The following is a 20896-nucleotide window of genomic DNA, read 5'->3' as shown; positions in this document are numbered from 1 at the left end:
CGACCTGGCACCGGAAGCTGCGTTCAGCCTTTCCGCTGATAGGGGAAGAAGCGCCGCTCACGCAGGTCGTGCTCGATCTGCTCCAGGCTCTTGCCCTTGGTCTCTGGCACCAGGCGCCAGATGAACAGCAGCGCCACCAGGGAAATGCCGGCGTAGAGCCAGAAGGTATGGGCGGCGCCCAGCTTGGTCACCAGGCTCAGGGTGGTGAGGGTCACCAGCAGGTCGAAGCCCCAGTGGCTGAAGGCACCGACGCTGGCGCCCTTGCCGCGCACGAACAGCGGATAGACCTCGGCGTTGATCAGCCAGATGCAGACGCCGAAGCCGCCGCAGTTGAGCATCAGGTAGGCGGCCAGGCAGGCCACCACCGTCCAGCGCTCCACGTCGGTCTGGGGGCCGGCGCCCTGGAACAGGTAGCCCATGATCGCCAGGGCGACGATGGAGCCGGGAATCAGCGTCAGCAGGTAGCGACGACGACCGATGCGATCCACCAGGAAGCTGCCGACCACGGTCATGATCACCACCAGGATGGTGCTGCAGCCAGTGGCCAGCACCGCGGTCTGGTCGGAGAAGCCGGCCTGGGTGAGGATGGTCGGTGCATAGTAGATCAGGGCATTGTTGCCGGTGATCTGCGAGAACATGGCGATGCCGGCGCCCACCAGCAGGGCCGGACGCACCCAGGGCGAGAAGAGGTCGCTCCAGTTACCCTCCGGCGCGTTGCTCACGGTCTTGATCTCGGCCAGTTCGGCCTGGGCCGCGGCCTTGCCACCGCGGACCCGCTCCAGCACCGCCAGGGCATCGGCCTCGCGGCCCTTGACCAGCAGCCAGCGCGGACTTTCCGGCAGCACCGTCATGCCCGCCAGCAGGATCAGCGCCGGCACCAGGCCGAGGCCGAACATCCAGCGCCAGTGCTCGTCCAGCGCGAAGCCGGTGAAATAGGCCACGGTGATGCCGAACACCACCATGAACTGGAACAGCACCACCAGCTTGCCGCGGTGCTCCGGCGGCGCCACCTCGGCGATGTACACCGGAATGATCTGGGTGGAACTGCCGGCCGACAGGCCGAGCAGGAAGCGCGACAGGATCAGCAGGGTGACGTTGGGCGACAGCGCCGAGAGCACCGAGCCCAGGGCGAACACCAGGGCCACGCCGATGATGGTCTTGCGGCGACCGAGGCGGTCGGAGATCGGGCCGGTACCCAGGCAGCCGAACAGGGCGCCAAAGATGATGGCGCCGGTCACCAGCTGCTTGACGGTGTCGTCCATGGCGAATTCGCGGCCGAGGCCGAGCAGGGCGACGCCGATGATGCCGGTGTCGTAGCCGAACAGCAGGCCGCCCAGGGCGGCGATCACGGCGATGAGCACGACCAGCCCCTTGCGCGGGGTGGCCGCCACGGGTGCGGCGAGCGAGGGTGAAGAAGCGAGCATGGGGGAAATCCTTTCTTGTTTTGCCAGGGCAAGGATCGTGGTGGCAACCCGATCCACCCGCGCAGGCGGGCCGTGGGGAGCATGGCCCAGAGAAAAGCGCGATGCGGCAGGCAGAGAAACGTTAGGTGAATCGTTTCACCTAATGCTGCCAGTTGTAACAGGACTTGTGAAAAGCATCACGAAAGACGGATCGGCAGTGGCCTAGCTGCCGATGGTCAATTCCTGGAAGCGCTGCTCGGGCAGCGCGGCGGCCCCCTGGCCCGAGCGCAGCGCCTGATCGCCCAGGCGCTCGACCAGGAAGTCGATGAACACCTTGAGCTTGGGCGGCAGGTGGCGCGTCGCCGGATAGAGCAGCCAGGCGCCGCCGTGGTAGTGCGGCAGAAAGGACCACTCCGGCAGCACCTGGACGATCTCGCCGCGGGCCAGGGCCGCCTGGGCGGTGAACAGCGGCAGGCTGCCGATGCCGATGTGGTTGAGCACCGCGTCCAGGCGCACCCCGGTGTGGTTGGCGGCGTAGCGCCCGCGCACATTGACGTGGACCACCTTGGCGCCCTGGCGGAATTTCCAGCGCGAATCGGCCGGCTCTTCCGCCAGGTAGATGCAGCTGTGCCCGGCCAGATCGCGGGGATGGGCGGGCTGACCGTGCTCGGCCAGGTACTGCGGCGTGGCGCAGAGCAGGTGCTCGATGGTCAGCAACTGGCGGCCCACCAGTCCGGGCGGTGGCCGGTCGGTGATGCGGATGGCCAGGTCGACGTTCTCGTCGATCAGATCGACATAGCGGTCCTCCAGCAGCAACTGCACGTCCACCGCCGGATAGCGCCGCAGGAAGTCGGCCATGTGCGGATGGATCACCGTGCTGCCCACCGCCTTGGGCACCGACAGCCGGACGATGCCGGCCGGTGCCTGGTTGAACTGGCCACTGACCTCCAGCACCGCCCGCGCGGCGCCGACCATGTCGCTGCAGCGCCGAAAAACCTCCTCTCCCGCCTCCGACAGCCGCAGCTTGCGCGTACTGCGATTGAGCAATCGCGTGCCCAGGGCCTTCTCCAGGCGTGCCACGCTGCGACTGGTGGAAGACGGGGTCAGACCCAGCTGACGGGCCGCCGCAGAGAAGCTGCCGCTCTCCACCACGCGGACGAAAATAGCCATCTCGCTGAGCAGCGGCAGGGGAAGATTTATGCTCACAGCGCAAAATTCCTTTGGAGAGAGGGTGGATTATCACCCTTGCGTGCGCTCTTTAGAATGAGGATGTTTCTCGTTTTCTAGGTAGTAGACGTATGACCGAGCGCCTGTATTTCCTGAGCGACAACCTGATCGCCGAGGTCGAGGTCCACGCCTGTAGCGCCGCCGAGGACGGTTATGTCGTCGAATTGCTGGCCACGCCCTTCCATCCCCAAGGCGGTGGGCAGCCCAGCGATACCGGCTGGATCGGCACCGCCGAGGTGACCCGGGTGGTCCAGGACGGCGAACGCATCCTGCACCACACCACCCGCCCCCTGTCGCCCGGCCGCGTGCTGGCCCGGGTCGACGAAGGCCGGCGCCAGCTGCATTCGCGACTGCATTCGGCCGGGCATCTGCTCGGCCACATCGGCGAGACCCATGGCTGGAAGCCGGTCAAGGCCCATCACTGGCCGGGTGAAGGCCGCATCGAATTCATTCCGGGCGAGGCGTCGCAGCCACTGGACAGCGAAGCCCTGCAGGCGCACTTCGACGCCCTGGTGGAAGAAGACCTGCCGCTGCACGTCGAGGTGCAGGCCGATGGCCAGCGCCAGGTGCGCTTTGGCGAGGACGTGGCGCGCTATGCCTGCGGCGGGACCCACGTGCGCTCCCTGCACGCGGTCGGCGCCCTGAGCGCCCTGGGCGTCAAGGAAAAGAAGGGACGCCTGCTGGTGAGCTACGACATGGCTGGCGCCTGATCAACCGCTCACCTCACCCGCAGAAAGGAAGCGCCATGCTGCTCGAACTCGACGCTCTCGACACCGAGAGTCTGCTCCGTCTCACCGAAGAACGCCTGCTGGCGGTACGAGTGCGCCGCTTCGTGCCGCGCCCGCTGGCCGACGACCTCGGCCAGCAGATCCTCGGCAATGGCTTCGCCACCTATACCAATGCCCCCAGCATCGGCCGCATCGGCATGGCCTTCTACGAGGCGGAACACCAGCGCGCGCAGATGGACGACTATTTCGCCAGCGTCGCCAGCAACCTGGAAGAATTGCGCCGGCGCTGCCGCCCCTACCTCAATCCCATCGACCTGGTGCGCTGCACCCTCGACGAGGTCTGGCCCGCCGGGGCCCGCCTGCAGACCCTCTGGGGTCGCAAGATGTACGTCGGTCTGTCGCGGGTGGTGAAGCCCGGGGTGCGCTTTCTCGCCCACCACGACATCTTCGCCAAGGACGCGCCGGGCAGCGAGGAAGCCGAAAGCCTGGTCACCCAGCTGGCCTGCAACGTCTACCTGACCATGCCCAGCCTGGGCGGCGAACTGCAGCTCTGGTCACGCGAGCTGTCGCCGGAGGCCTTCGACGCCCTGCGCGGCGACAGCTACGGCATCGAGCCCGACCGCCTCGGTCCGCCCTGCCTGACCATCCGCCCCGAACCGGGCGACCTGATTCTCTTCAATTCCCGCCGCATGCACGCCGTGACGCCCGGCAACGACCAGCCACGGCTGTCGCTGTCGTGCTTCGTGGGCTATCGCGGGGCGGCCGAACCCCTCACGTACTGGAGCTGACATGTCCCCCTACCTGAGCGAATTCCTCGCCCTGGCGACCATCCACTTCCTCGCCGTGCTGGCGCCCGGCCCGGATTTCGCCGTGACCGTGCGGCAGAGCGTGAGATACGGACGCCTGATCGGCCTCTGCACCGCCCTGGGCATCGGCGCCGGCATCTCGGTGCACGTGCTCTACACCCTGCTCGGCATCGGCGCCCTGATGCACGCTACGCCCTGGCTGCTGGGGGTCGCCAAGGTGGTCGGCGGCGCCTACATCCTCTGGCTGGGCTTCAACCTGATCCGCAGCAAGCCCACCGCCGCGCCGCTGGACGACAGCCAGTGGCAGCAGACCGACCTGCAGCGGCAGTCGCCCGGCAAGGCCTTCCTCACCGGCTTCCTGACCAATGCCACCAATCCCAAGGCCACCCTGTTCTTCCTGGCCATCTTTACCACCGTGGTCAGCGGCAGTACGCCGCTGACCGTGCAGGGCCTCTATGGCCTGTGGATGTGCGCGGTCAACGCCGGCTGGTTCGCCCTAGTCAGCCTGCTGTTTTCCAGTCCGCGCGTTCGCCAGACCTTCCTGCGCCTGGGCCACTGGTTCGAGAGAACCATGGGCCTGGTGCTGGTTTTCTTCGCCGGTCGACTGCTGTTGTCGGCGCTTTGACGTCAGTCCATTCGTATTGGAGGTCCTCCATGCCCTACGTCCACCGCGCTCCCGCTGGTATTCCCACGGAAAAGTTCGTCGTCCGCCTGCCCGACGGGATGCGTGAACGCATCGCCGCCGTGGCTCGCTCCCATCGCCACAGCATGAACACCGAAATCGTCGCCTGGCTGGAACGCAGCCTGGTACAGGACGGGGTGCTGGAGCAGCAGCAGGTCGACGCGGACGACGAGTTGCTCAATGCCAGCGAGCAACTGCTGCTGCAGCGCTTTCGCCAGCTCAACGAGCGTCAGCAGAATGCGCTGATCTCGGTGCTGGAGCTGGAGTTGCCCGTTCCCGTGCACAACCGCGAAACCGCCTGAAGCCGGCCGGCCCCACCGCCGACGGAACCAGCCGTCGGCGGCGGGGCCGCGATCCGGGCGGCCCTGACGTGCGGCTTTCAAGTATCGATCGGGACGGCCGATGAAGGGGGTCTTCGTACTCTCTTCCGGAATTCCCATGTCTGTATCCAAAGCCTCCTGGCTGAGCAATCTCGGCATTTCCAAGAAGCTGGCCCTGGGCTTCGGTGCCCTGCTGGTCATGGTGACGGTGGTGGCGCTGTTCGGCTATTTCACCGCCAACACCCTGCTCGACCGCATCACCAAGACGCGCTACAGCGGCGACCTCAAGGCCCATATCCTCACGGTCAGGATCGACGAGAAGAACTACCTGGTCGATCCCAGCCCTGCCAGCATCGCCCAGCAGCAGGCCGACCTGGCCGTGGTGGCGGAAGAAGTCGCCAAGGGCCTGAGCCTGCTGACCAACCCGGTCAACGTCGCCATCCTGCAGGATATCCAGCGGGAGATGAAAACGTACCAGGAGCGCTTCGCCGCCCTGCAGCAGGCCAACCAGACCAGCGCCGAGGCGCAAAAGGAGCTGACCCGGGTCTCCGACACCGTCACCGAGACCTTCGACCAGCTGTTCGAACTGGTCTTCGCCCCGGGCGGCAGCTACAGCACCGCCGACCTCAAGGCCGTGGCCGAGATGAAGGCGCAGATGGTCGGCGTGCGCCTGGCCATCCGCCGCTTCCTCGGCACCCCCGACGACAGCAAGTCCCAGGCGACCCTCAAGGTCATCGACGGATTGCTCAAGACCCTGGCCAGCGCCCAGAAGCAGATCGACGGCGACACCGCCGCGCGCCTCTACAGCACCACCCAGGACGTGACCCGCTATCGCGCCTTCTTCGAATCCATCGTCGCCCAGAATCGCCAGGCCCAGGCCGCGGTCGCCAGCCTGCAGGAGCAGGGCAACAAGCTGGTGCGGTTGCTGGATCAGCTGGGTGAAGGTCAGCTCAGGTCCGCCGCGGCCGAACGCCAGGCCGCCCTGTTCAAGCTGGTACTGAGCAGTCTGATCGCCCTGCTGATCGGCATCGCCGCCGCCTGGCTGATCACCCGCCAGATCACCCAGCCGCTGGCAACCGCCATGGCCATGCTCAAGCGCGTCGCCGCCGGCGATCTCACCCTGCGCAGCGAGATCAATCGGCGCGACGAGCTGGGCGAACTGCAGCGCACCACCCAGGCCATGGCCGATGACCTGCGCCAGCTGGTCGGTGGCATCGCCAGCGGCGTGGGGCAGCTCAGCAGCGCCGCCGACGAACTCTCGGCCTTTGGCGTCCAGACCAGCCGTGGCGTCACCCAGCAGCGCGACGAGATGCATCAGGTGGCCACCGCCATGAACGAGATGGCGGCCACGGTGCACAACGTGGCGCAAAACACCGCCAACGCCTCCAGCGCCGCGCAGAACGCCGACAGCATGGCCCGCGAAGGCAGTCGCACGGTCAAGCGCGCGGCCCAGGAGATCACCCTGGCCGCCGAAGAGGTGCAGGGTCTGGGCGGTGCCATGGAGCGCCTGGACGCCGCCAGCGGGCGCATCGGCAGCGTCATCGACGTGATCAAGGCGATCGCCGAGCAGACCAACCTGCTGGCGCTCAACGCCGCCATCGAAGCCGCCCGTGCCGGTGAACAGGGCCGCGGCTTCGCCGTGGTGGCCGACGAGGTCCGCTCCCTGGCCCAGCGGACCCAGGAATCCACCCAGGAAATCGGCGAACTCATCGCCACCCTGCAGCAGGGCACCACCGAAGCCAGCGCGCGGATGCAGGCCAGTCGCGACCGTACCCTGGGCACCGTGACCCTGGCCCAGGACGCCGAGCGCGCCCTGGAGGTCATCTACCAGGCGGTCGGGGAGATCCAGAGTCTCAATCAGCAGATCGCCACGGCGGTGGAAGAGCAGAGCCTGGTCGCCGAGGAGATCAACGGCAACGTGGTCAAGGTCAGCGGGCTGGCCGAGGAATCGGCCACTGCCAACGCCCATGCCGCGGCGTCGGTCAACGAACTGGCCCGGCTGGGCGGCGACCTGCAGCAGATGGTCGCGCGCTTCCGCGTCTGACCCCGGTCGCGACGACGCCAGGCACTGGCGTCGTCGGCCTCAGGCCTTGGGCTTCAGCAGCTGCCCCTGGATGCCGTCGCCGATCACCAGGAAGTGACCGCCGGCGACGTGGTGCAGGGTGCGCAGGCCGTCCTGGCCGCGAAAATCCCAGTGTCCCTCGCGAAACACCCGGGTATCGGCCCGGGCGGCAACCACCTCACCGAGGAACAGGTCGTAGCCTTGCTGGTTGTGCCCCTCGGGCAGCAAGCGGCACTCCAGCCAGGCCACGCAGCCGGCGATCAGCGGCGCGCTGACCTGTTCGCCCGCCAGCGTCTCGATGCCGTAGGCAGCGAACTTGTCCAGCTCGCGGCCGCTGGTGTTGCCCACCGTCTGCACCAGATCCACCTGGGCGGCGCAGGGCACGCTGAGCACGAAGCTGCCTTCGGCTTCCAGCAGGTCGCGGGTCCAGGTCTGCTTGTCGAGCACCACCGCCACCTTGCCCGGCTCGAAATCCACCGCCATGGCCCAGGCCGCGGCCATGACGTTGCGCCGACCGGCGTGGGCGGCGCTGACCAGCACCGTGGGACCGTGGTTGAGCAGGCGATAGGCCTTGGTCAGGGGCACGGCGGCAAGGGTCGAATTCATGGACGGACTCCAGCAGGAAAAGCCCCAGGTTAACGCAGCCCTTGCCGTTCGGCGCCGCGCGGGTAAAAAATTGCCGCTTCGCGACACGTTCGCCAAACGTCGGGAGCGATCAGGGGTCTATCGCCCACTCCCGAGCCGGGACCAACAAGAAACCTGCGTTAAGGATGACCGCTATGCCCACCTGCCTGGCCCGCTCCCTCCTGCTGCTCTGCGCCTGCTGCCTGGGGCTGCCGCTGGCCCATGCCCAGAGCGCCAAACCGCCGCACAGCGCGCCCCTCGCCCAGCCGCTGCTATCCAGTTCCATCAACGACTTCAGCAACGAGGACTGGGATCGTGGCGTCCTGCGCCGGGTGGCCGGCGTGACCATCCCGGCGACCCCGGCCAACGTCGAGGGCTTCATCAGCGGGCGGCAGGTCCAGCTGGGCGACGGCGAGTGGCGTGCCATCACCGAGGTCCAGCGGGTCGGCGACAACCTGGCGGTGTTCGTCGAGGGCAAGCCGCTGGATGCCGAGGCCGTGGGTTATCCCAGACGCCTGGCGGTGGACGACGCCCCCGGTACCGGGCGCCATCTGCAGCGCCTGCCGGGGCGCTTCAACACCCCGATCAACGACTTCACCAACCAGGACTGGCTCAAGGGCATCTACCGCAAGGCCGCCGGCATTTCCATCCCGGTCACCGAGCGCAATCGCGAGGAATTCAAGCCAGGCGCCATCGTCCGTCTGGCCGACGGCCAGGACTATGCCGTCACCCAAGTCAGCGAATTCGGCCGCAGCATGGGCGTGTTCCTCGACAGCCCGATACTGCCCGGCGAGAAGTACGGCTATCCGCGCCAGCTGACCTTCGTCGCGCCACCGCCCAAGCCCTGAGACCGCAGGGACCGGCGCTGGTAAAATCCCCCGCCCAGCGTCGTCACCCCGGTCCGCCATGTCCAAGCTCAATCCCCGCCAGGCCGAAGCCGTGGCCTACATCAGCGGTCCCCTGCTGGTGCTGGCCGGTGCCGGCTCCGGCAAGACCAGCGTCATCACCCGCAAGATCGCCTACCTGGTGCAGCAGTGCGGCGTCCGCGCCCAGTACATCTGCGCCGTGACCTTTACCAACAAGGCGGCGCGCGAGATGAAGGCGCGGGTGGCCAGCCTGCTGAAAGCCGGCGAAGGCCGCGGCCTGACCGTCTCGACCTTCCACAACCTCGGACTGAACATCATCCGCCGCGAGTACGTGCACCTGGGCTACAAGCCGGGTTTCTCGATCTTCGACGAGGGCGACATCAAGGCGCTGCTCACCGACATCATGCAGAAGGAATACCAGGGCGACGACGGCCTGGACGAGATCAAGAACTACATCGGCAACTGGAAGAACGACCTCATCCTGCCGGAAGAAGCCCTGGAAAAGGCGCGCACGCCCAAGGAGCAGACCGCCGCGGTGGTCTACCTGCACTACCAGCGCACCCTCAAGGCCTACAACGCGGTCGACTTCGACGACCTCATCCTGATGCCGGTGAAGCTGTTCCAGGAGCACCCCGAGGTGCTGGAGCGCTGGCGCAATCGCATCCGCTACATGCTGGTGGACGAATACCAGGACACCAACACCAGCCAGTACCTGCTGGTGAAGATGCTGGTGCAGGAGCGCGCCCAGTTCACCGTGGTGGGCGACGACGACCAGTCGATCTACGCCTGGCGCGGCGCGCGACCGGAAAACCTGATGCAGCTCAAGGACGACTTCCCCTCGCTCAAGGTGGTGATGCTGGAGCAGAACTACCGCTCCACCAGTCGCATCCTCAAGTGCGCCAACGTGCTCATCGCCAACAACCCCCATGTGTTCGAGAAGCAGCTGTGGAGCGAGATGGGCCACGGCGATCCGATCCGGGTGCTGCGCTGCAAGAACGAGGACGGCGAGGCCGAGCGCATCGCCCTGGAGATCCTCACCCTGCACCTCAAGACCCAGCGGCCCTACGCGGACTTCGCCATCCTCTACCGCGGCAACCACCAGGCCAAGCTGATGGAGCTCAAGCTCCAGCATCACCAGATTCCCTACCGGCTCTCCGGCGGCACCAGTTTCTTCGCCCGCCAGGAGGTCAAGGACGTGATGTCCTACCTGCGCCTGCTGGTGAATCCGGACGACGACAACGCCTTCCTGCGGGTCATCAATGTGCCGCGCCGGGAGATCGGCTCCACCACCCTGGAAAAGCTCGGCAACTATGCCGGCAGCCGGGATCGCTCGATGTACGCCGCCGCCGACGAGATCGGCCTGGGCGAGCACCTGGACGCCCGTTTCACCGAGCGCCTGGGGCGCTTCAAGCGCTGGATGGACGGGGTACGCAAGAATTGCGCGGGCGAGGACCCGATCGGCGCCCTGCGCAGCATGGTGATGGACATCGACTACGAGAACTGGATTCGCCAGAACGCCAGTTCCGACAAGGTCGCCGACTTCCGCATGGGCAATGTCTGGTTCCTCCTGGATGCCTTGAAGAACATCCTGGAAAAGGACGAGGACGGCCAGATGACCATCGAGGACGCCATCGCCAAGCTGGTCCTGCGCGACATGCTCGAACGCCAGCAGGAGGAAGAGGAAGGCGCCGACGGGGTGCAGATGATGACCCTGCACGCCTCCAAGGGGCTGGAATTCCCCTATGTGTTCATCATGGGCATGGAGGAAGAGATCCTGCCGCATCGTTCCAGCATCGAGGCCGATACCATCGAGGAGGAGCGCCGCCTGGCCTACGTGGGCATCACCCGCGCGCGCCAGACCCTGGCCTTCACCTACGCTACCCGGCGCAAGCAGTACGGCGAGCTGATCGACTGCACTCCCAGTCGCTTCCTCGACGAACTGCCGCCCGAGGACCTGCAGTGGGAAGGCCTGGAAGAAGCGCCCCAGGAACAGAAGGCCGCCCGCGGCAACGACGCCCTGGCGGCGATGCGGGCGATGCTCAAGCGGGGTTGAGGGGGAAGGTCTCCCGTGGCGGCCTCCCTCACCCCAGCCCTCTCCTAGAGGGAGAGGGGGCGCCCGAAGTCACCCCGGGTTTCGTCCCACGCCGATCAGTCCCCTCTCCCCCTGGGAGAGGGTTAGAGTGAGGGCCCACTTCACTCTGGACTGACACCCTCACCCCAGCCCTCTCCCGGAGGGAGAAGGGGCGTCCGAAGTCATCCCAGGCTTCGCCCCAGGCCGATCAGTTCCCTCTCCCCCCGGGAGAGGGTCAGGGTGAGGGCCCGCCCCACGCCGGACCGACACCCTCCCCCCCTATTCCTACCCCCAAAACGACACCGCCCCCGCTACCGGTCAGGCAGCGGGGGCGGTGGTCAGGCCGCGCCGGGGTCTTACTTGGCGAAGCTGGTCACCATGTCGAAGATCGGCTTGGGACGCTTGAGGTCGTACATCATCCCGAAATGGCGCTCGTGGACCACCGAGAGGGTCGGCTCGTCGAGCAGTTCGTAGACGTTGATCTCGGCCACCACGTCCCTGTAGCTGGTGTTGAGCACCGTGAGCATCTGCTTGACGCTGTCGTAGCAGGCCCGATCGCCGTCACGGCCGCCGTCGGTGTTGCCCTGGTAGACGTTGCCGCAGTTCATCTCGTTGAAAAACACCTTGGTCTTGTACTTGGTGGCCATGGCGCGTATCTGGCCCAGGTACATGTCCATCCAGTAGCCCTTGTCGTCGACATAGGGGTAGTAGTGGAAGCTGATGTAGTCGAAGTTGAAGCCCGACGCCTTGGCCTGGTCGAGGAACCACATGGCCCCATTGCGATCACCCGGGCAACGTGAGGTGGTGGTGCGATCATCCGAGTTGCACGCCATCACGTTGATGGTGGTCTTGAGGTTGGCGCCCAGTTCATCCGAGGCCTGCTTGATGCCGCGATAGATGCCGACCAGGGTGTTGATGCGGTCCTGCGCACCGGCCTTGGCGTAGTCCTGCTCGTTGCCGATCTCCCAGATCTTGATGTCGTTGGCGTAGCGCTTGGCCAGGGTATAGGCCTGCGCCTGGGTCAGCTTGTGGGTGATCACCGGCCGCAGGGTGATGTTGTACTTGCGGGCCAGGGACACCAGCCGATCCAGCTCGGGCAGGTTGGTCACCAGGTACTCGCCGGAGCGATAGGTGCGCAGATTGCGCGCCGCCAGTAGCTGCAGACGGGCCTCCATCTCGGCAGGCGGATAGGCGGCGCTGTTGTCGTGCCCGACCACCCCCAGGGGGATGTTCTTGTAGCCGGTCAACGGCGCCGAGGAGACGTTGCCACTGGCAACGGGCTGAACCACGTTCTGCACCGGTTGCACGCTGGCCGCGGGGGTCGGCGTGGTCGTGGTGGTGCCCTGGGCCAGGGCGGTGCTCACCTTCTTGTCGAAGGCGGTCTTGTCGTCGCCCGCGGCACCACGCATGACCTCCAGCGGCAGGTTGGCGCGCGAGGTGACGCCGTTGGTCAGGCGACTGGTCCAGTAGGCGCTGCCGCTGCTGTCAGCGCTGCGGCCATAGAGGTTCTGGTAGACCTGGTTGACCAGGGCCGGACCGCTCAGCGAGCCATAGAGGGCGGTCGATTCGCTGTTGCCGGCGAAGTTGGCCGCCAGTTGTTCGACGCTCATGTCGCTGGCCAGGCGCGAGGCCCAGTAGTTGAGGCCGCCGGCATCGGCGGCCCGGCCGTAGTAGGCCAGGTAGAGCTGCTCGACGGTGGTCAGCTTGGACGAGGTCGCGGCATTGGCGGTGGTGCCGGTGACGGCGCCAGCCATGGGCGTGCTGCCTGCGGTGGTGCCCGTGGTGCTGGTACCCGTCGCCGGCGTGGCGCCGGTGGTGGTGCCGGCAGTGGCTCCGGTCGTGCCGGTGGCCCCGGTCCCGCCGGTGGTGCCCGCGGTCGTGCCGCCCGTGGCGGTCTCGGTCTTGGCTGGCGTGGCGGCAGTCGGGGTCACCTGCGGGCCGATGCCGGCGCAGCTGTCCTTGTCCAGGTACTTGGCCAGCACCGCCCACTGCGGACGCTCCTTGCCATTGATCGGCTCGACCGCCTGGTTGTAGGTGCCCCAGCCCGGGCCGGCGGCCCAGTAGGTGGCCGGAATACAGTTCTGCTTCAGATAGGCCAGCATGCCGTCGAGAATGGGCAACCAGCGCGCATCCGTGTCAGGTACGCCGAAGCCGCCGATGAAGCCGCGCTTGTTGTTGGCCTTGAGCCAGGTGACGAAGGGCTTGAGGCGCTCGACGCCATAGCTGGGCGAGAGGGTCGCCACGCTCAGGCTGGTGTCGAAGAAGGCCTGGGCCATGAAGATCAGGTTGTTGGCCGGATCGTTGAGCTTGAGCAGCGTATCGTTCCACTGCGGCCAGCGGGTGGTGTCGGCCCAGCCGTTGCCTTCGACGAAGATCGGGTGGGTCGAATCGACCGCGCGCACGCCATTGATGCCGTACTGGGCGGCGGTCGGCCAGTTGCTCACGGCGTCGTGGGGCTCGTTCATGATGTCGTAGCCATAGAGCGCCGCATGGGTGCCCCAGCGCTGAGCGACACGGGTCATGAGATTCTGGAAGGCCTCGTAGGGGATTTCGCCCGCGCCGATGACCTTGCCCTGGTAGCGGGCGTAATTGTGCAGATCGAGGATGACCTTGACGCCGTACTTCTGGGCGTAGCCCAGGGTGCGATCGATCAGGCCGGCGTAGGTGGGATCGAGATTGGCTCCCATGGACGATTGCAGGCGCTCCCAGAGAATGGGGAAGCGCACCAGCTTCACGCCCTTGGCGCTCCACTGCTGGAAATGGCTCTCGGCCGGGAAGATGAAGTTGCGGTCGTTGACACCGGGCAGTACCTGGGCGGCGAAGGTGGCGCCGGAGAAGTTGAGACCGACCAGGTCAACGGCCTGGGCGGAGGTGGCAAGCGAAGCGGTGGCGAACAGGGCAGGCAAGAGCAGCGCCTGACGCGGCAGGCGGCGGGAGATGGAGCTAAGGATTGTCATCAAGAAGGAACCAGATAGGCCGAGGTGCGCGATTCGATCCGTGCATCCCACCTCGGTACAGCAGGAAAACTGCCGGGGAAGATCGTTTCCCTAGCACCTGCAAAGCCTAGTGCAAGCGCTAGACCAATAAGAACCCGTGCCATCACGAAGCAGGGGTAAACGCAGCGTTTTGCCAGATGTACGGTGCTGATGATGGCACTTTGGCAACCGTTCGTCGGTGACCCTTCGGTCACCCGAGGAACCTATCCAGGCGGTGAAGTCAGGTTTGTCCGCTTTCTGGCGGCTCAGGGCTGGCCGGCATAGCGGCGGATCAGTTCCATGACCGGTTTTGGGCGGTCCAGGTCGTACATCAGCCCGAAGTGACGCTCATGGGCAATCGGATGGGTCGGCTCGTCGAGCAATTCGTAGACGTTGATCTCGCGGACGATGTCGCGATAGCGCCCATTGAGTTCGGACAGGATGGCTTCGAGGCTGTCATGGCAGCCTCGATCGCCCGGCCGACCGCCATCGGTGGCGCCTTGGTAGATCTCGCCGCAATTGACCTCGTTGAAGAAGATCCGCGTCCGGTATTTTTCCGCCATGGCGCGCATCTGCCCCAGGTAGAGATCCATCCAGCGACCGCGATCGTGGTAGTGCGGGTAGTAGTGGAAGCTGATGTAGTCGAAGGCGAAACCGGCGGCCCGGGCCTGATCGAGAAACCACATGGAACCCAGGCGATCGCCCGGGCAACGGGCCTTGGCGCCCCGGTCGTCGGGATTGCAGGACATCACGTTGATGGTGGTCTCGAGACCGGCGTTCAGTTCGTCGGAGGCGCGGCGGATACCGCGATAGATGTCCACCAGGCGACTGATGCGGATGCTGGCGCCGACCCGCGAATAGTCCTGCTCGTTGCCGATCTCCCAGACCTTGATGTCCTTGGCGTAGCGCTTGGCCAGGGCATAGGCCTGGGCCTGGGTCAGTTGCTGGGTGATCACCGGTCGCAGGGTGATGCGGTACTGGCGGGCCAGGGCCACCAGGCGATCCAGGCGTGGCAGATCCAGGAGCAGGAATTCACCCGAGCGATAGCTGCGCAGGTTGTAGCGGTCGAGCAGCTGCAGGCGCCTTTCCATCTGCGCATCGGGATAGGCGGCGTTGTTGTCGTGGCCGACCACGCCCAGGGGGATGTAGGGCAGGTCGGGCAGGGCGACGGATTCCGCGGCCCGGACCGGAGCACCCAGGCACAGGGCGGCGACCAGGCCCAACCAGGGCGAAATTCTAGGCATCGGGCGCATCCTTGCAGATAAAGAGCAGAGCGGCGGAGCATGGCAAAGTGCCGGCAGCGGCTCAATGCCAAGGGTGTCCAGGCTGCGACCTCCGCCACATCGCCGCAGGTTACAGTAGGTGTCCGCGCGCCTTGCCGAGGACCTGCCATGACCACCCCCCTGCTGCTGGCCCAGGCCTGCAACAATCGCTGGTCGAACCATCGCCTGTTGGCAGCCTGCGCCCTACTGCCGGTCACCGCCCTGCGGGCGCCCCAACCCGCCGCCTTCTTCGGCTCGCTCTGGGCCCTGCTCGGCCATCTGCTCGACGTGGATCGCTTCTATCTCGATGCCCTGCATGACCAGCCCCGCCCCTACCATGATACGGACTGGCCCGACCTAGCGACGCTGAGTGCGGCCCAGATCGCCAGTGACCAGCGTCTCATCGCCCTGTGCCGCAGCCTCGGTCCGCCGCAACTGACCCAGCTCATCACCCTGCCCCGCGCCAGCGGCCCAGTACGGGAAGGTCGACTGCGCACCTTGCAGCATCTCTTCGTGCACCAGCTGCACCACCGCGGCCAGGCCCACGCCCTGCTCCTGGCCAGCGGCGTGGCGCCGCCGCAACTGGACGAATTCTTTCTCGCCCAGGACGAACCGCTACGCCGGGCGGAGCTGGCGGCCTTGGGGATCGATGAAGGAGAGTTGTGGGGAATCGCCCCGTAGGCTGGGTTGAGCGCAGCGAAGCCCAACAGCCCTTAGCGTGGCGGCAGTGTTGGGGTGAGGGCCGCCCCCAGACACCGCCCTCCAGCGGAAAAGGCTACGCCGTTTTCCACCCTACGACCGCCGAGCTGCGAGTGCTTAGAAATTCGCTGGCGTGGTTGCGCTGATCAGCCGGGCGGGGGCTTCGAAGGGGTTGCGGAAGCGGTGCGGACGGCTGCTTTCGAAGTAATAGCTGTCGCCGGGTTCGAGGATGTGGACCTCGCCGCCAACGGTCAGCTCCAGGCGACCTTCCACCACCAGGCCGGCCTCCTCGCCTTCATGGGCATACATCTCTTCGCCGGTGTCGGCGCCGGGTGGATAGGTCTCGTCGAGAAAGGCCAGGGCGCGACTGGGATGAGCCCGGCCGACCAGGCGCATGCGCACGGTCTGGGCACCGCTGGAGATGTCGATGAGCTCATTGGCGCGATAGACCACCTGGGTCGGCGTGTCCTGCTCCAGGTCCAGGGAAAAGAACTCCACCAGGGACATGGGAATGCCGGCCAGCACCTTTTTCAGCGAGCTGATGGAGGGGCTGACGCTGTTCTTCTCGATCATCGAGATGGTGCTGTTGGTCACCCCGGCACGCTTGGCGAGTTCGCGCTGGGAGAGGCCCTTGAGGGTACGGATGGTTTGCAGGCGGGCACCGACGTCCAAGGTGGGAAAGACTCCTCGAGCAGGCGGGTGAGACGTGGCCAGGCCACGCGCTGAAGGCGTGCCGCGGCACGGTGTTCGGCATCATGGCAACGCTGTTCGAGATTTACAACACCACGGCGGACGTGCGGCCCCCGGGTGGCGCTCGCCTGGCCGCGGCAGCGCCCGGAGGCCCTGCCCAGGGCCTAGTCGCGATAGCTGCGCGCCACCCGCTTGAGGTTGCACAGCAACTGGTAGGGGATGGTGTCGCAGCGCTCGGCCAGGTCCGCCACCGACACCTGCTGACCCCAGAATTCCACCTCGCTGCCCACCCCGGCCTGGGGATGATCGGTGAGGTCGACGGTGAGCATGTCCATGGATACCCGGCCGATCAGCTGGCCGGGGCGGCCTTCGATGGCCACCGGGGTACCGTTGGGCGCATGGCGCGGATAACCGTCGGCATAGCCCAGGGCGACCACCCCGACCCGGGTCGGCCCGGTGGTGACGAAGTGGGCGCCATAGCCCACCGGCTCGCCGGCCGGCAGTTCGCGCACGGCGATCACCCGGGAGGTCAGGGTCATCACCGGTTGCAGTCGTTCGGCGGCGGCCTGGGGCGTGGCGAAGGGCGAGACGCCATAGAGCATCAGCCCGGGGCGCACCCAGTCGCCGGCCGCCTGGGGCCAGCCCAAGGTCGCCGGCGAATTGCGCAGGCTGGTGGGACCGGGCAGGCCCTCGGTGGCCGCGCGGAAGGTGGCGATCTGCGCCGCAGTGGCCGGGCTGTCCGGTTCGTCGGCGCGGGCGAAGTGGGTCAGCTTGACGATGCCGCTGACCTTGCCGCTGGCCAGCAGTCGCCGGTAGGCGGCGGCATAGTCCTGGGGAAAGAAGCCGACCCGGTGCATGCCCGAATCCAGCTTCAGCCAGACCTGCAGCGGCCGCGTCAGGGCAGTCCGCTCCAGGGCCTCCAGCTGCCAGTCGGCGTGGATCACCGTCCAGAGGTCGTGCTCGGCGATCAGCGGCAATTCGTCGATGCCGAAGAAGCCTTCCAGTAGCAGGATGGGCGCACGGATCCCGCCGGCGCGCAGCTCCAGGGCCTCCTCGATGCAGGCCACGGCAAAGCCGTCGGCCTCCTTGGCCAGGGCACTGGCCACGGTTACCGCGCCATGGCCATAGGCATCGGCCTTGATCACCGCCAGGGCACGGGCGTCGGAGAGTTCACGGGCCAGGCGGTAGTTCTGGCGCAGGGCGGCGAGGTCGATGACGGCGCGGGCGGGACGCATGGGAGGTCTCGGCAAGGGAAGAGTGAGGGACAGGAGGGCTGGACAGCGCCCTCACCCCGGCCCTCTCCCAGGGGAGAGGGGGGAGTAGCGGCCTTACGCCTTGACGGCGGCGATGACGTTCATCTCCACCAAGATGTCCGGCTTGGCCAGCTTGGCTTCGACCGTGGTGCGACCCGGAGTGGCGCCCTGGGCGGCCCATTCGTCCCAGGCGCGGTTCATGCCCTCGAAGTGCAGGGCGATGTCGCGCAGGAAGATAGTCACCACCAGGATGTGCTGCTTGTCGCTGCCGGCCTCGGCGAGAAATTTGTCGACGTTGGCCAGGGTCTCGCGGGTCTGCTGATAGATGTCGCCGGAAAAGTCGTCGGCCAGCTGGCCGGCCAGGTAGACGGTGCCGTTGTGGATATTGATTTCGCTCAGGCGGCGATCAGTGTGCAGACGCTGTACGGGCATTGCGCGGGGACTCCTGGGTAGCGGAATAACGGGAGATGTCGAGACCCTCGGCGCTGATCTGCGGCTGCTTGCGGGCGATCAGATCGGCCAGCAGGCGACCGGAGCCGCAGGCCATGGTCCAGCCCAGCGTCCCGTGCCCGGTGTTGAGGAACAGGTTGCGATAGCGGGTGGCACCGACGATGGGGGTCCCATCCGGGGTGGCGGGTCGCAGACCGGTCCAGAAGCTGGCCCGGGCGAGGTCACCGCCGCGAGGATAGAGGTCGCCGGTGATCATTTCCAGGGTCGCGCGGCGGCGCGGATCCAGGTTCAGGTCGAAGCCGCAGATCTCGGCCATGCCGCCGACGCGGATGCGATCGTCGAAGCGGGTGATGGCGACCTTGTAGGTCTCGTCAAGGATGGTCGAGGTCGGTGCCATGGCGGCATCAACGATGGGCACCGTCAGCGAATAGCCCTTGAGAGGATAGACCGGCGCGCGGATGCCCAGGGGTGCCAGCAGTTGCGGCGAATAGCTGCCCAGGGCCAGGACGTAGTGATCGGCGGTGAGCAGTTCGCCATCGACCCTGACGCCATCGATGTGATCGCCATTGGCGCTGAGTTGCTGGATCTCGGCGCCGAAGCGGAATTCCACGCCCAGACGGCGGGCTTCCTCGGCCAGACGATTGGTGAACAGGAAGCAGTCGCCGGTCTGGTCGTTGGGCAGGCGCAGACCGCCGGCCAGCTTGTGCTTGACCGCCGCCAGCGCCGGTTCGACCCGGGCCACGCCGTCGCGGTCGAGCAGCTCGAAGGGCACGCCGGAACGCTCCAGCACGGCGATATCCTTGGCCGCGGCCTCGACCTGCTGCTGGGTGCGGAAGATCTGGGTGGTGCCCAGCTGGCGGCCTTCGTAGGCGATGCCGGTGTCCTGGCGCAGCTCGTCGAGGCAGTCGCGGCTGTATTCGGACAGCCGCACCATGCGCTCCTTGTTGACCGCATAGCGGGCCGCGGTGCAGTTGCGCAGCATCTGCGCCATCCACAGGTACTGGCTGCTGTCACCGGTCAGGCGGATGGCCAGGGGCGCATGCTTCTGGAACAGCCACTTCAGCGCCTTGAGCGGCACGCCGGGCGCGGCCCAGGGCGAGGCATAGCCAGGCGAGACCTGACCGGCGTTGGCATGACTGGTCTCCAGGGCGGGACCGGCCTGGCGATCGACCACGACCACCTCGAAACCCTGACGGGCCAGATAGTAGGCGCTGGTCGTGCCGATGACGCCGCTCCCCAAAACCAGTACACGCATCGCTAGCTCCTGGCCGGTGAGAGGATTTCGCCGGCTTTGGTCGGAATGAAGGCAGATACGGCAAGTATAGAAAGCGGCTCGCAGTGCTAATCACTGAAGAATTGCCTATATTCGGAGTAATTTTCCGGTAAAGACCCCTTTGGCAGAGACCCCCGCGATGCGTACCCATCACCAGGCCAGACGCGAGCTGGACAAGATCGACCGCAACATCCTGCGCATCCTCCAGGACGATGGCCGCATCTCCTTCACCGAGCTGGGCGAACGGGTGGGGCTGTCCACCACGCCCTGCACCGAGCGCGTCCGCCGCCTGGAGCGCGAGGGCATCATCCAGGGCTACAACGCCCGCCTCAATCCGCAGCACCTCAAGGCCGGGCTGCTGGTGTTCGTCGAGCTGAGCCTGGACTACAAGTCCGGCGACACCTTCGAGGAATTCCGCCGCGCCGTGCTCAAGCTGCCCCAGGTGCTGGAATGCCATCTGGTCTCCGGCGAATTCGACTACCTGGTCAAGGCGCGCATCTCGGAGATGGCCTCCTATCGCAAGCTGCTCGGCGACATCCTGCTCAAGCTGCCTCATGTGCGCGAATCGAAGAGCTACATCGTGATGGAAGAGATCAAGGAGACCCTGAGCCTGCCGGTGCCGGACTAACGGCTGACGACCCCGGGGATCACGGTCTAGGCTGCGGGTTTTGCATCGACAGCCAAGGAGGCCGCCCATGGATCCCCGCCAGCGTCAGCTCATCACCGCCGCCAATCGCCAGGCCTGGGAGCTGTCGGCGCCGCTGCATGCCCAGGGCGAGGACTGGCAGCGCCTGCTGGAACAGGCCGCTCAGCCGGCTTTTCGGTCCTCGATGCCTGCCTGACCGCCACCCTCACCGAACTGGATATCCGCGGCCTGAGTTGCGCCCAGGTCGGCTGCAACAACGCTCGCGAACTGCTTTCCCTGGCGTCCTTCGGCGCCCGCCCCGCCCTGGGCATCGACCAGTCGCGGCCTTCCTCGCCCAGGGCGAGGAAGGCCGCGGCGGCGGGCCTGGCGCCGCGGCTGGTGGCGGCCGACATCTATGCCCTGCCCGCCGGGCTCGGCCAGCACGACCTGGTGCTGATCACCATCGGCGTGCTGAACTGGATGCCGGACCTGCCGGCCTTCTTCGCCGCGGTGCAGGGCCTGCTGGCACCGGGCGGACGCCTGGTGATCTACGAGACCCATCCCTTCCTGGAAGTCTTCGAGCCCCACGCGGACCAGCCGCTGGTGCCGCGCTACAGCTACTTCCGCCGCGAGCCGCTGGTCAGCACGGACCTCATAACCTACGACGGCCTGGATCACGGCCAGGGCGCGCCGAGCTACTGGCACATCCACACCCTGGGCGCCATCGTCACCGCCTGCCTGGACGCCGGCCTGAGGTTGCAACGACTGGAAGAGCATCCGCACTCCAATCGCGAGGCCGACTATGACCGCTACATCGGCCAGACCGCCCAGTTGCCGATGAGCTTTACCCTGGTCGCCCACCGCCCGACGGCTTAGCATG

At 66.6% G+C, this 20896-nt stretch carries 20 protein-coding genes and 1 pseudogene; 12 read left to right on the top strand and 9 right to left on the bottom strand.

Annotation, left to right across the window (positions count from 1 at the left end; all coding sequences use genetic code 11):
• Positions 1-23: 23 nt before the first annotated feature.
• Together FHR73_RS15905 and FHR73_RS15900 are read right to left on the bottom strand one after the other, a co-directional pair.
• Entirely contained in the window at positions 24-1424 is a 1401-nt protein-coding gene (locus FHR73_RS15905; RefSeq protein WP_183632532.1) for a sugar porter family MFS transporter, read from the bottom strand.
• A 201-nt stretch (positions 1425-1625) separates the two neighbouring features.
• Complete coding sequence (locus tag FHR73_RS15900) at positions 1626-2609, bottom strand: LysR family transcriptional regulator (protein WP_183632531.1); 984 nt, start codon at positions 2607-2609, stop codon at positions 1626-1628.
• A gap of 92 nt (positions 2610-2701) precedes the next feature.
• Between FHR73_RS15900 and FHR73_RS15895 the strand changes: the two genes are divergently transcribed.
• The 6 genes and pseudogenes from FHR73_RS15895 to FHR73_RS22855 all read left to right on the top strand — a co-directional run bounded on the left by FHR73_RS15895 (position 2702) and on the right by FHR73_RS22855 (position 7210).
• Positions 2702-3340 carry an alanyl-tRNA editing protein gene (locus FHR73_RS15895; protein WP_183632530.1) on the top strand — a complete coding sequence of 213 codons (639 nt, stop codon included), beginning with the start codon at positions 2702-2704 and terminating at the stop codon, positions 3338-3340.
• A 35-nt stretch (positions 3341-3375) separates the two neighbouring features.
• Positions 3376-4146: a 2OG-Fe(II) oxygenase gene (locus tag FHR73_RS15890; protein WP_183632529.1), complete on the top strand. Its 771-nt coding sequence runs from the start codon at positions 3376-3378 to the stop codon at positions 4144-4146.
• Between the two features lies 1 nt (position 4147).
• The gene (locus FHR73_RS15885) at positions 4148-4789 is read left to right on the top strand and encodes a LysE family translocator (RefSeq protein WP_183632527.1); all 642 of its coding nucleotides are present in this window, start codon (positions 4148-4150) and stop codon (positions 4787-4789) included.
• 29 nt (positions 4790-4818) lie between these two features.
• On the top strand, positions 4819-5148 hold the full coding sequence (locus FHR73_RS15880) for an Arc family DNA-binding protein (protein ID WP_183632525.1): 330 nt from the start codon (positions 4819-4821) through the stop codon (positions 5146-5148).
• 100 nt (positions 5149-5248) lie between these two features.
• A pseudogene (locus FHR73_RS22860) lies at positions 5249-6511 on the top strand (methyl-accepting chemotaxis protein); the annotation flags it as partial.
• Positions 6497-7210, top strand: a complete 714-nt coding sequence (locus FHR73_RS22855) for a methyl-accepting chemotaxis protein (RefSeq protein WP_409258691.1) — start codon at positions 6497-6499, stop codon at positions 7208-7210. The pseudogene FHR73_RS22860 and the gene FHR73_RS22855, both read left to right, overlap by 15 nt.
• Before the next feature lie 39 nt (positions 7211-7249).
• Here FHR73_RS22855 and FHR73_RS15870 read toward each other — a convergent pair whose 3' ends face one another.
• Complete coding sequence (locus FHR73_RS15870) at positions 7250-7834, bottom strand: flavin reductase family protein (protein WP_183632521.1); 585 nt, start codon at positions 7832-7834, stop codon at positions 7250-7252.
• 173 nt (positions 7835-8007) lie between these two features.
• Between FHR73_RS15870 and FHR73_RS15865 the strand changes: the two genes are divergently transcribed.
• Entirely contained in the window at positions 8008-8700 is a 693-nt protein-coding gene (locus FHR73_RS15865; protein ID WP_183632519.1) for a hypothetical protein, read from the top strand.
• A gap of 58 nt (positions 8701-8758) precedes the next feature.
• Complete coding sequence (gene rep, locus FHR73_RS15860; protein ID WP_183632517.1) at positions 8759-10771, top strand: DNA helicase Rep; 2013 nt, start codon at positions 8759-8761, stop codon at positions 10769-10771.
• A gap of 374 nt (positions 10772-11145) precedes the next feature.
• Here rep and FHR73_RS15855 read toward each other — a convergent pair whose 3' ends face one another.
• Both FHR73_RS15855 and FHR73_RS15850 read right to left on the bottom strand, forming a co-directional pair.
• The gene (locus tag FHR73_RS15855) at positions 11146-13746 is read right to left on the bottom strand and encodes a cellulase family glycosylhydrolase (protein WP_183632515.1); all 2601 of its coding nucleotides are present in this window, start codon (positions 13744-13746) and stop codon (positions 11146-11148) included.
• A gap of 284 nt (positions 13747-14030) precedes the next feature.
• Positions 14031-15008: a hypothetical protein gene (locus tag FHR73_RS15850; RefSeq protein WP_221191556.1), complete on the bottom strand. Its 978-nt coding sequence runs from the start codon at positions 15006-15008 to the stop codon at positions 14031-14033.
• Positions 15009-15155: 147 nt separating this feature from the next.
• Between FHR73_RS15850 and FHR73_RS15845 the strand changes: the two genes are divergently transcribed.
• Positions 15156-15707: a DinB family protein gene (locus tag FHR73_RS15845; RefSeq protein ID WP_183632513.1), complete on the top strand. Its 552-nt coding sequence runs from the start codon at positions 15156-15158 to the stop codon at positions 15705-15707.
• 135 nt (positions 15708-15842) lie between these two features.
• Here the strand turns inward: FHR73_RS15845 and FHR73_RS15840 are convergent, their stop codons facing one another.
• The 4 genes from FHR73_RS15840 to dadA all read right to left on the bottom strand — a co-directional run bounded on the left by FHR73_RS15840 (position 15843) and on the right by dadA (position 19373).
• Positions 15843-16397: a cupin domain-containing protein gene (locus FHR73_RS15840; protein WP_183632512.1), complete on the bottom strand. Its 555-nt coding sequence runs from the start codon at positions 16395-16397 to the stop codon at positions 15843-15845.
• 182 nt (positions 16398-16579) lie between these two features.
• The gene (alr, locus tag FHR73_RS15835; protein WP_183632511.1) at positions 16580-17650 is read right to left on the bottom strand and encodes an alanine racemase; all 1071 of its coding nucleotides are present in this window, start codon (positions 17648-17650) and stop codon (positions 16580-16582) included.
• Between the two features lie 93 nt (positions 17651-17743).
• Positions 17744-18100, bottom strand: coding sequence for a RidA family protein (locus FHR73_RS15830; RefSeq protein WP_027597427.1), 357 nt, complete (start codon positions 18098-18100; stop codon positions 17744-17746).
• The gene (dadA, locus tag FHR73_RS15825; protein WP_183632510.1) at positions 18075-19373 is read right to left on the bottom strand and encodes a D-amino acid dehydrogenase; all 1299 of its coding nucleotides are present in this window, start codon (positions 19371-19373) and stop codon (positions 18075-18077) included. The genes FHR73_RS15830 and dadA overlap by 26 nt, the downstream gene beginning before the upstream one ends.
• 157 nt (positions 19374-19530) lie before the next feature.
• Here dadA and FHR73_RS15820 point away from each other — a divergent pair, with 157 nt between their 5' ends.
• The 3 genes from FHR73_RS15820 (at position 19531) to FHR73_RS15815 (ending at position 20892) form a co-directional block, all read left to right on the top strand.
• A complete protein-coding gene (locus tag FHR73_RS15820; RefSeq protein ID WP_007159864.1) occupies positions 19531-20019 on the top strand; it encodes an Lrp/AsnC ligand binding domain-containing protein in 489 nt (162 codons plus the stop codon).
• Positions 20020-20086: 67 nt separating this feature from the next.
• Entirely contained in the window at positions 20087-20233 is a 147-nt protein-coding gene (locus FHR73_RS22850) for a hypothetical protein (protein ID WP_409258684.1), read from the top strand.
• Positions 20173-20892, top strand: a complete 720-nt coding sequence (locus tag FHR73_RS15815) for a class I SAM-dependent methyltransferase (protein ID WP_409258690.1) — start codon at positions 20173-20175, stop codon at positions 20890-20892. The genes FHR73_RS22850 and FHR73_RS15815 overlap by 61 nt, the downstream gene beginning before the upstream one ends.
• The last annotated feature ends 4 nt before the right edge of the window (positions 20893-20896 follow it).

The organism is Pseudomonas sp. AS2.8 (genome assembly GCF_014190935.1).
Classification (GTDB): Bacteria; Pseudomonadota; Gammaproteobacteria; order Pseudomonadales; family Pseudomonadaceae; genus Chryseomonas.
Note: the sequence above shows the minus strand (reverse complement) of the source record. Positions and strands in the feature narration are given on the sequence as shown.

What these genes read in the sequence shown, in the direction of transcription:
- FHR73_RS15845 (WP_183632513.1), top strand. Translation starts at nt 15,156, where the DNA reads ATGACCACCCCCCTGCTGCTGGCCCAGGCCTGCAACAATCGCTGGTCG.
- FHR73_RS22855 (WP_409258691.1), top strand. Translation starts at nt 6,497, where the DNA reads ATGAACGAGATGGCGGCCACGGTGCACAACGTGGCGCAAAACACCGCC.
- FHR73_RS22850 (WP_409258684.1), top strand. Translation starts at nt 20,087, where the DNA reads ATGGATCCCCGCCAGCGTCAGCTCATCACCGCCGCCAATCGCCAGGCC.
- FHR73_RS15865 (WP_183632519.1), top strand. Translation starts at nt 8,008, where the DNA reads ATGCCCACCTGCCTGGCCCGCTCCCTCCTGCTGCTCTGCGCCTGCTGC.
- FHR73_RS15890 (WP_183632529.1), top strand. Translation starts at nt 3,376, where the DNA reads ATGCTGCTCGAACTCGACGCTCTCGACACCGAGAGTCTGCTCCGTCTC.
- FHR73_RS15830 (WP_027597427.1), bottom strand. Translation starts at nt 18,100, where the DNA reads ATGCCCGTACAGCGTCTGCACACTGATCGCCGCCTGAGCGAAATCAAT.
- FHR73_RS15855 (WP_183632515.1), bottom strand. Translation starts at nt 13,746, where the DNA reads ATGACAATCCTTAGCTCCATCTCCCGCCGCCTGCCGCGTCAGGCGCTG.
- FHR73_RS15880 (WP_183632525.1), top strand. Translation starts at nt 4,819, where the DNA reads ATGCCCTACGTCCACCGCGCTCCCGCTGGTATTCCCACGGAAAAGTTC.
- dadA (WP_183632510.1), bottom strand. Translation starts at nt 19,373, where the DNA reads ATGCGTGTACTGGTTTTGGGGAGCGGCGTCATCGGCACGACCAGCGCC.
- alr (WP_183632511.1), bottom strand. Translation starts at nt 17,650, where the DNA reads ATGCGTCCCGCCCGCGCCGTCATCGACCTCGCCGCCCTGCGCCAGAAC.
- FHR73_RS15850 (WP_221191556.1), bottom strand. Translation starts at nt 15,008, where the DNA reads ATGCCTAGAATTTCGCCCTGGTTGGGCCTGGTCGCCGCCCTGTGCCTG.
- FHR73_RS15820 (WP_007159864.1), top strand. Translation starts at nt 19,531, where the DNA reads ATGCGTACCCATCACCAGGCCAGACGCGAGCTGGACAAGATCGACCGC.
- FHR73_RS15885 (WP_183632527.1), top strand. Translation starts at nt 4,148, where the DNA reads ATGTCCCCCTACCTGAGCGAATTCCTCGCCCTGGCGACCATCCACTTC.
- FHR73_RS15905 (WP_183632532.1), bottom strand. Translation starts at nt 1,424, where the DNA reads ATGCTCGCTTCTTCACCCTCGCTCGCCGCACCCGTGGCGGCCACCCCG.
- FHR73_RS15870 (WP_183632521.1), bottom strand. Translation starts at nt 7,834, where the DNA reads ATGAATTCGACCCTTGCCGCCGTGCCCCTGACCAAGGCCTATCGCCTG.
- FHR73_RS15895 (WP_183632530.1), top strand. Translation starts at nt 2,702, where the DNA reads ATGACCGAGCGCCTGTATTTCCTGAGCGACAACCTGATCGCCGAGGTC.
- rep (WP_183632517.1), top strand. Translation starts at nt 8,759, where the DNA reads ATGTCCAAGCTCAATCCCCGCCAGGCCGAAGCCGTGGCCTACATCAGC.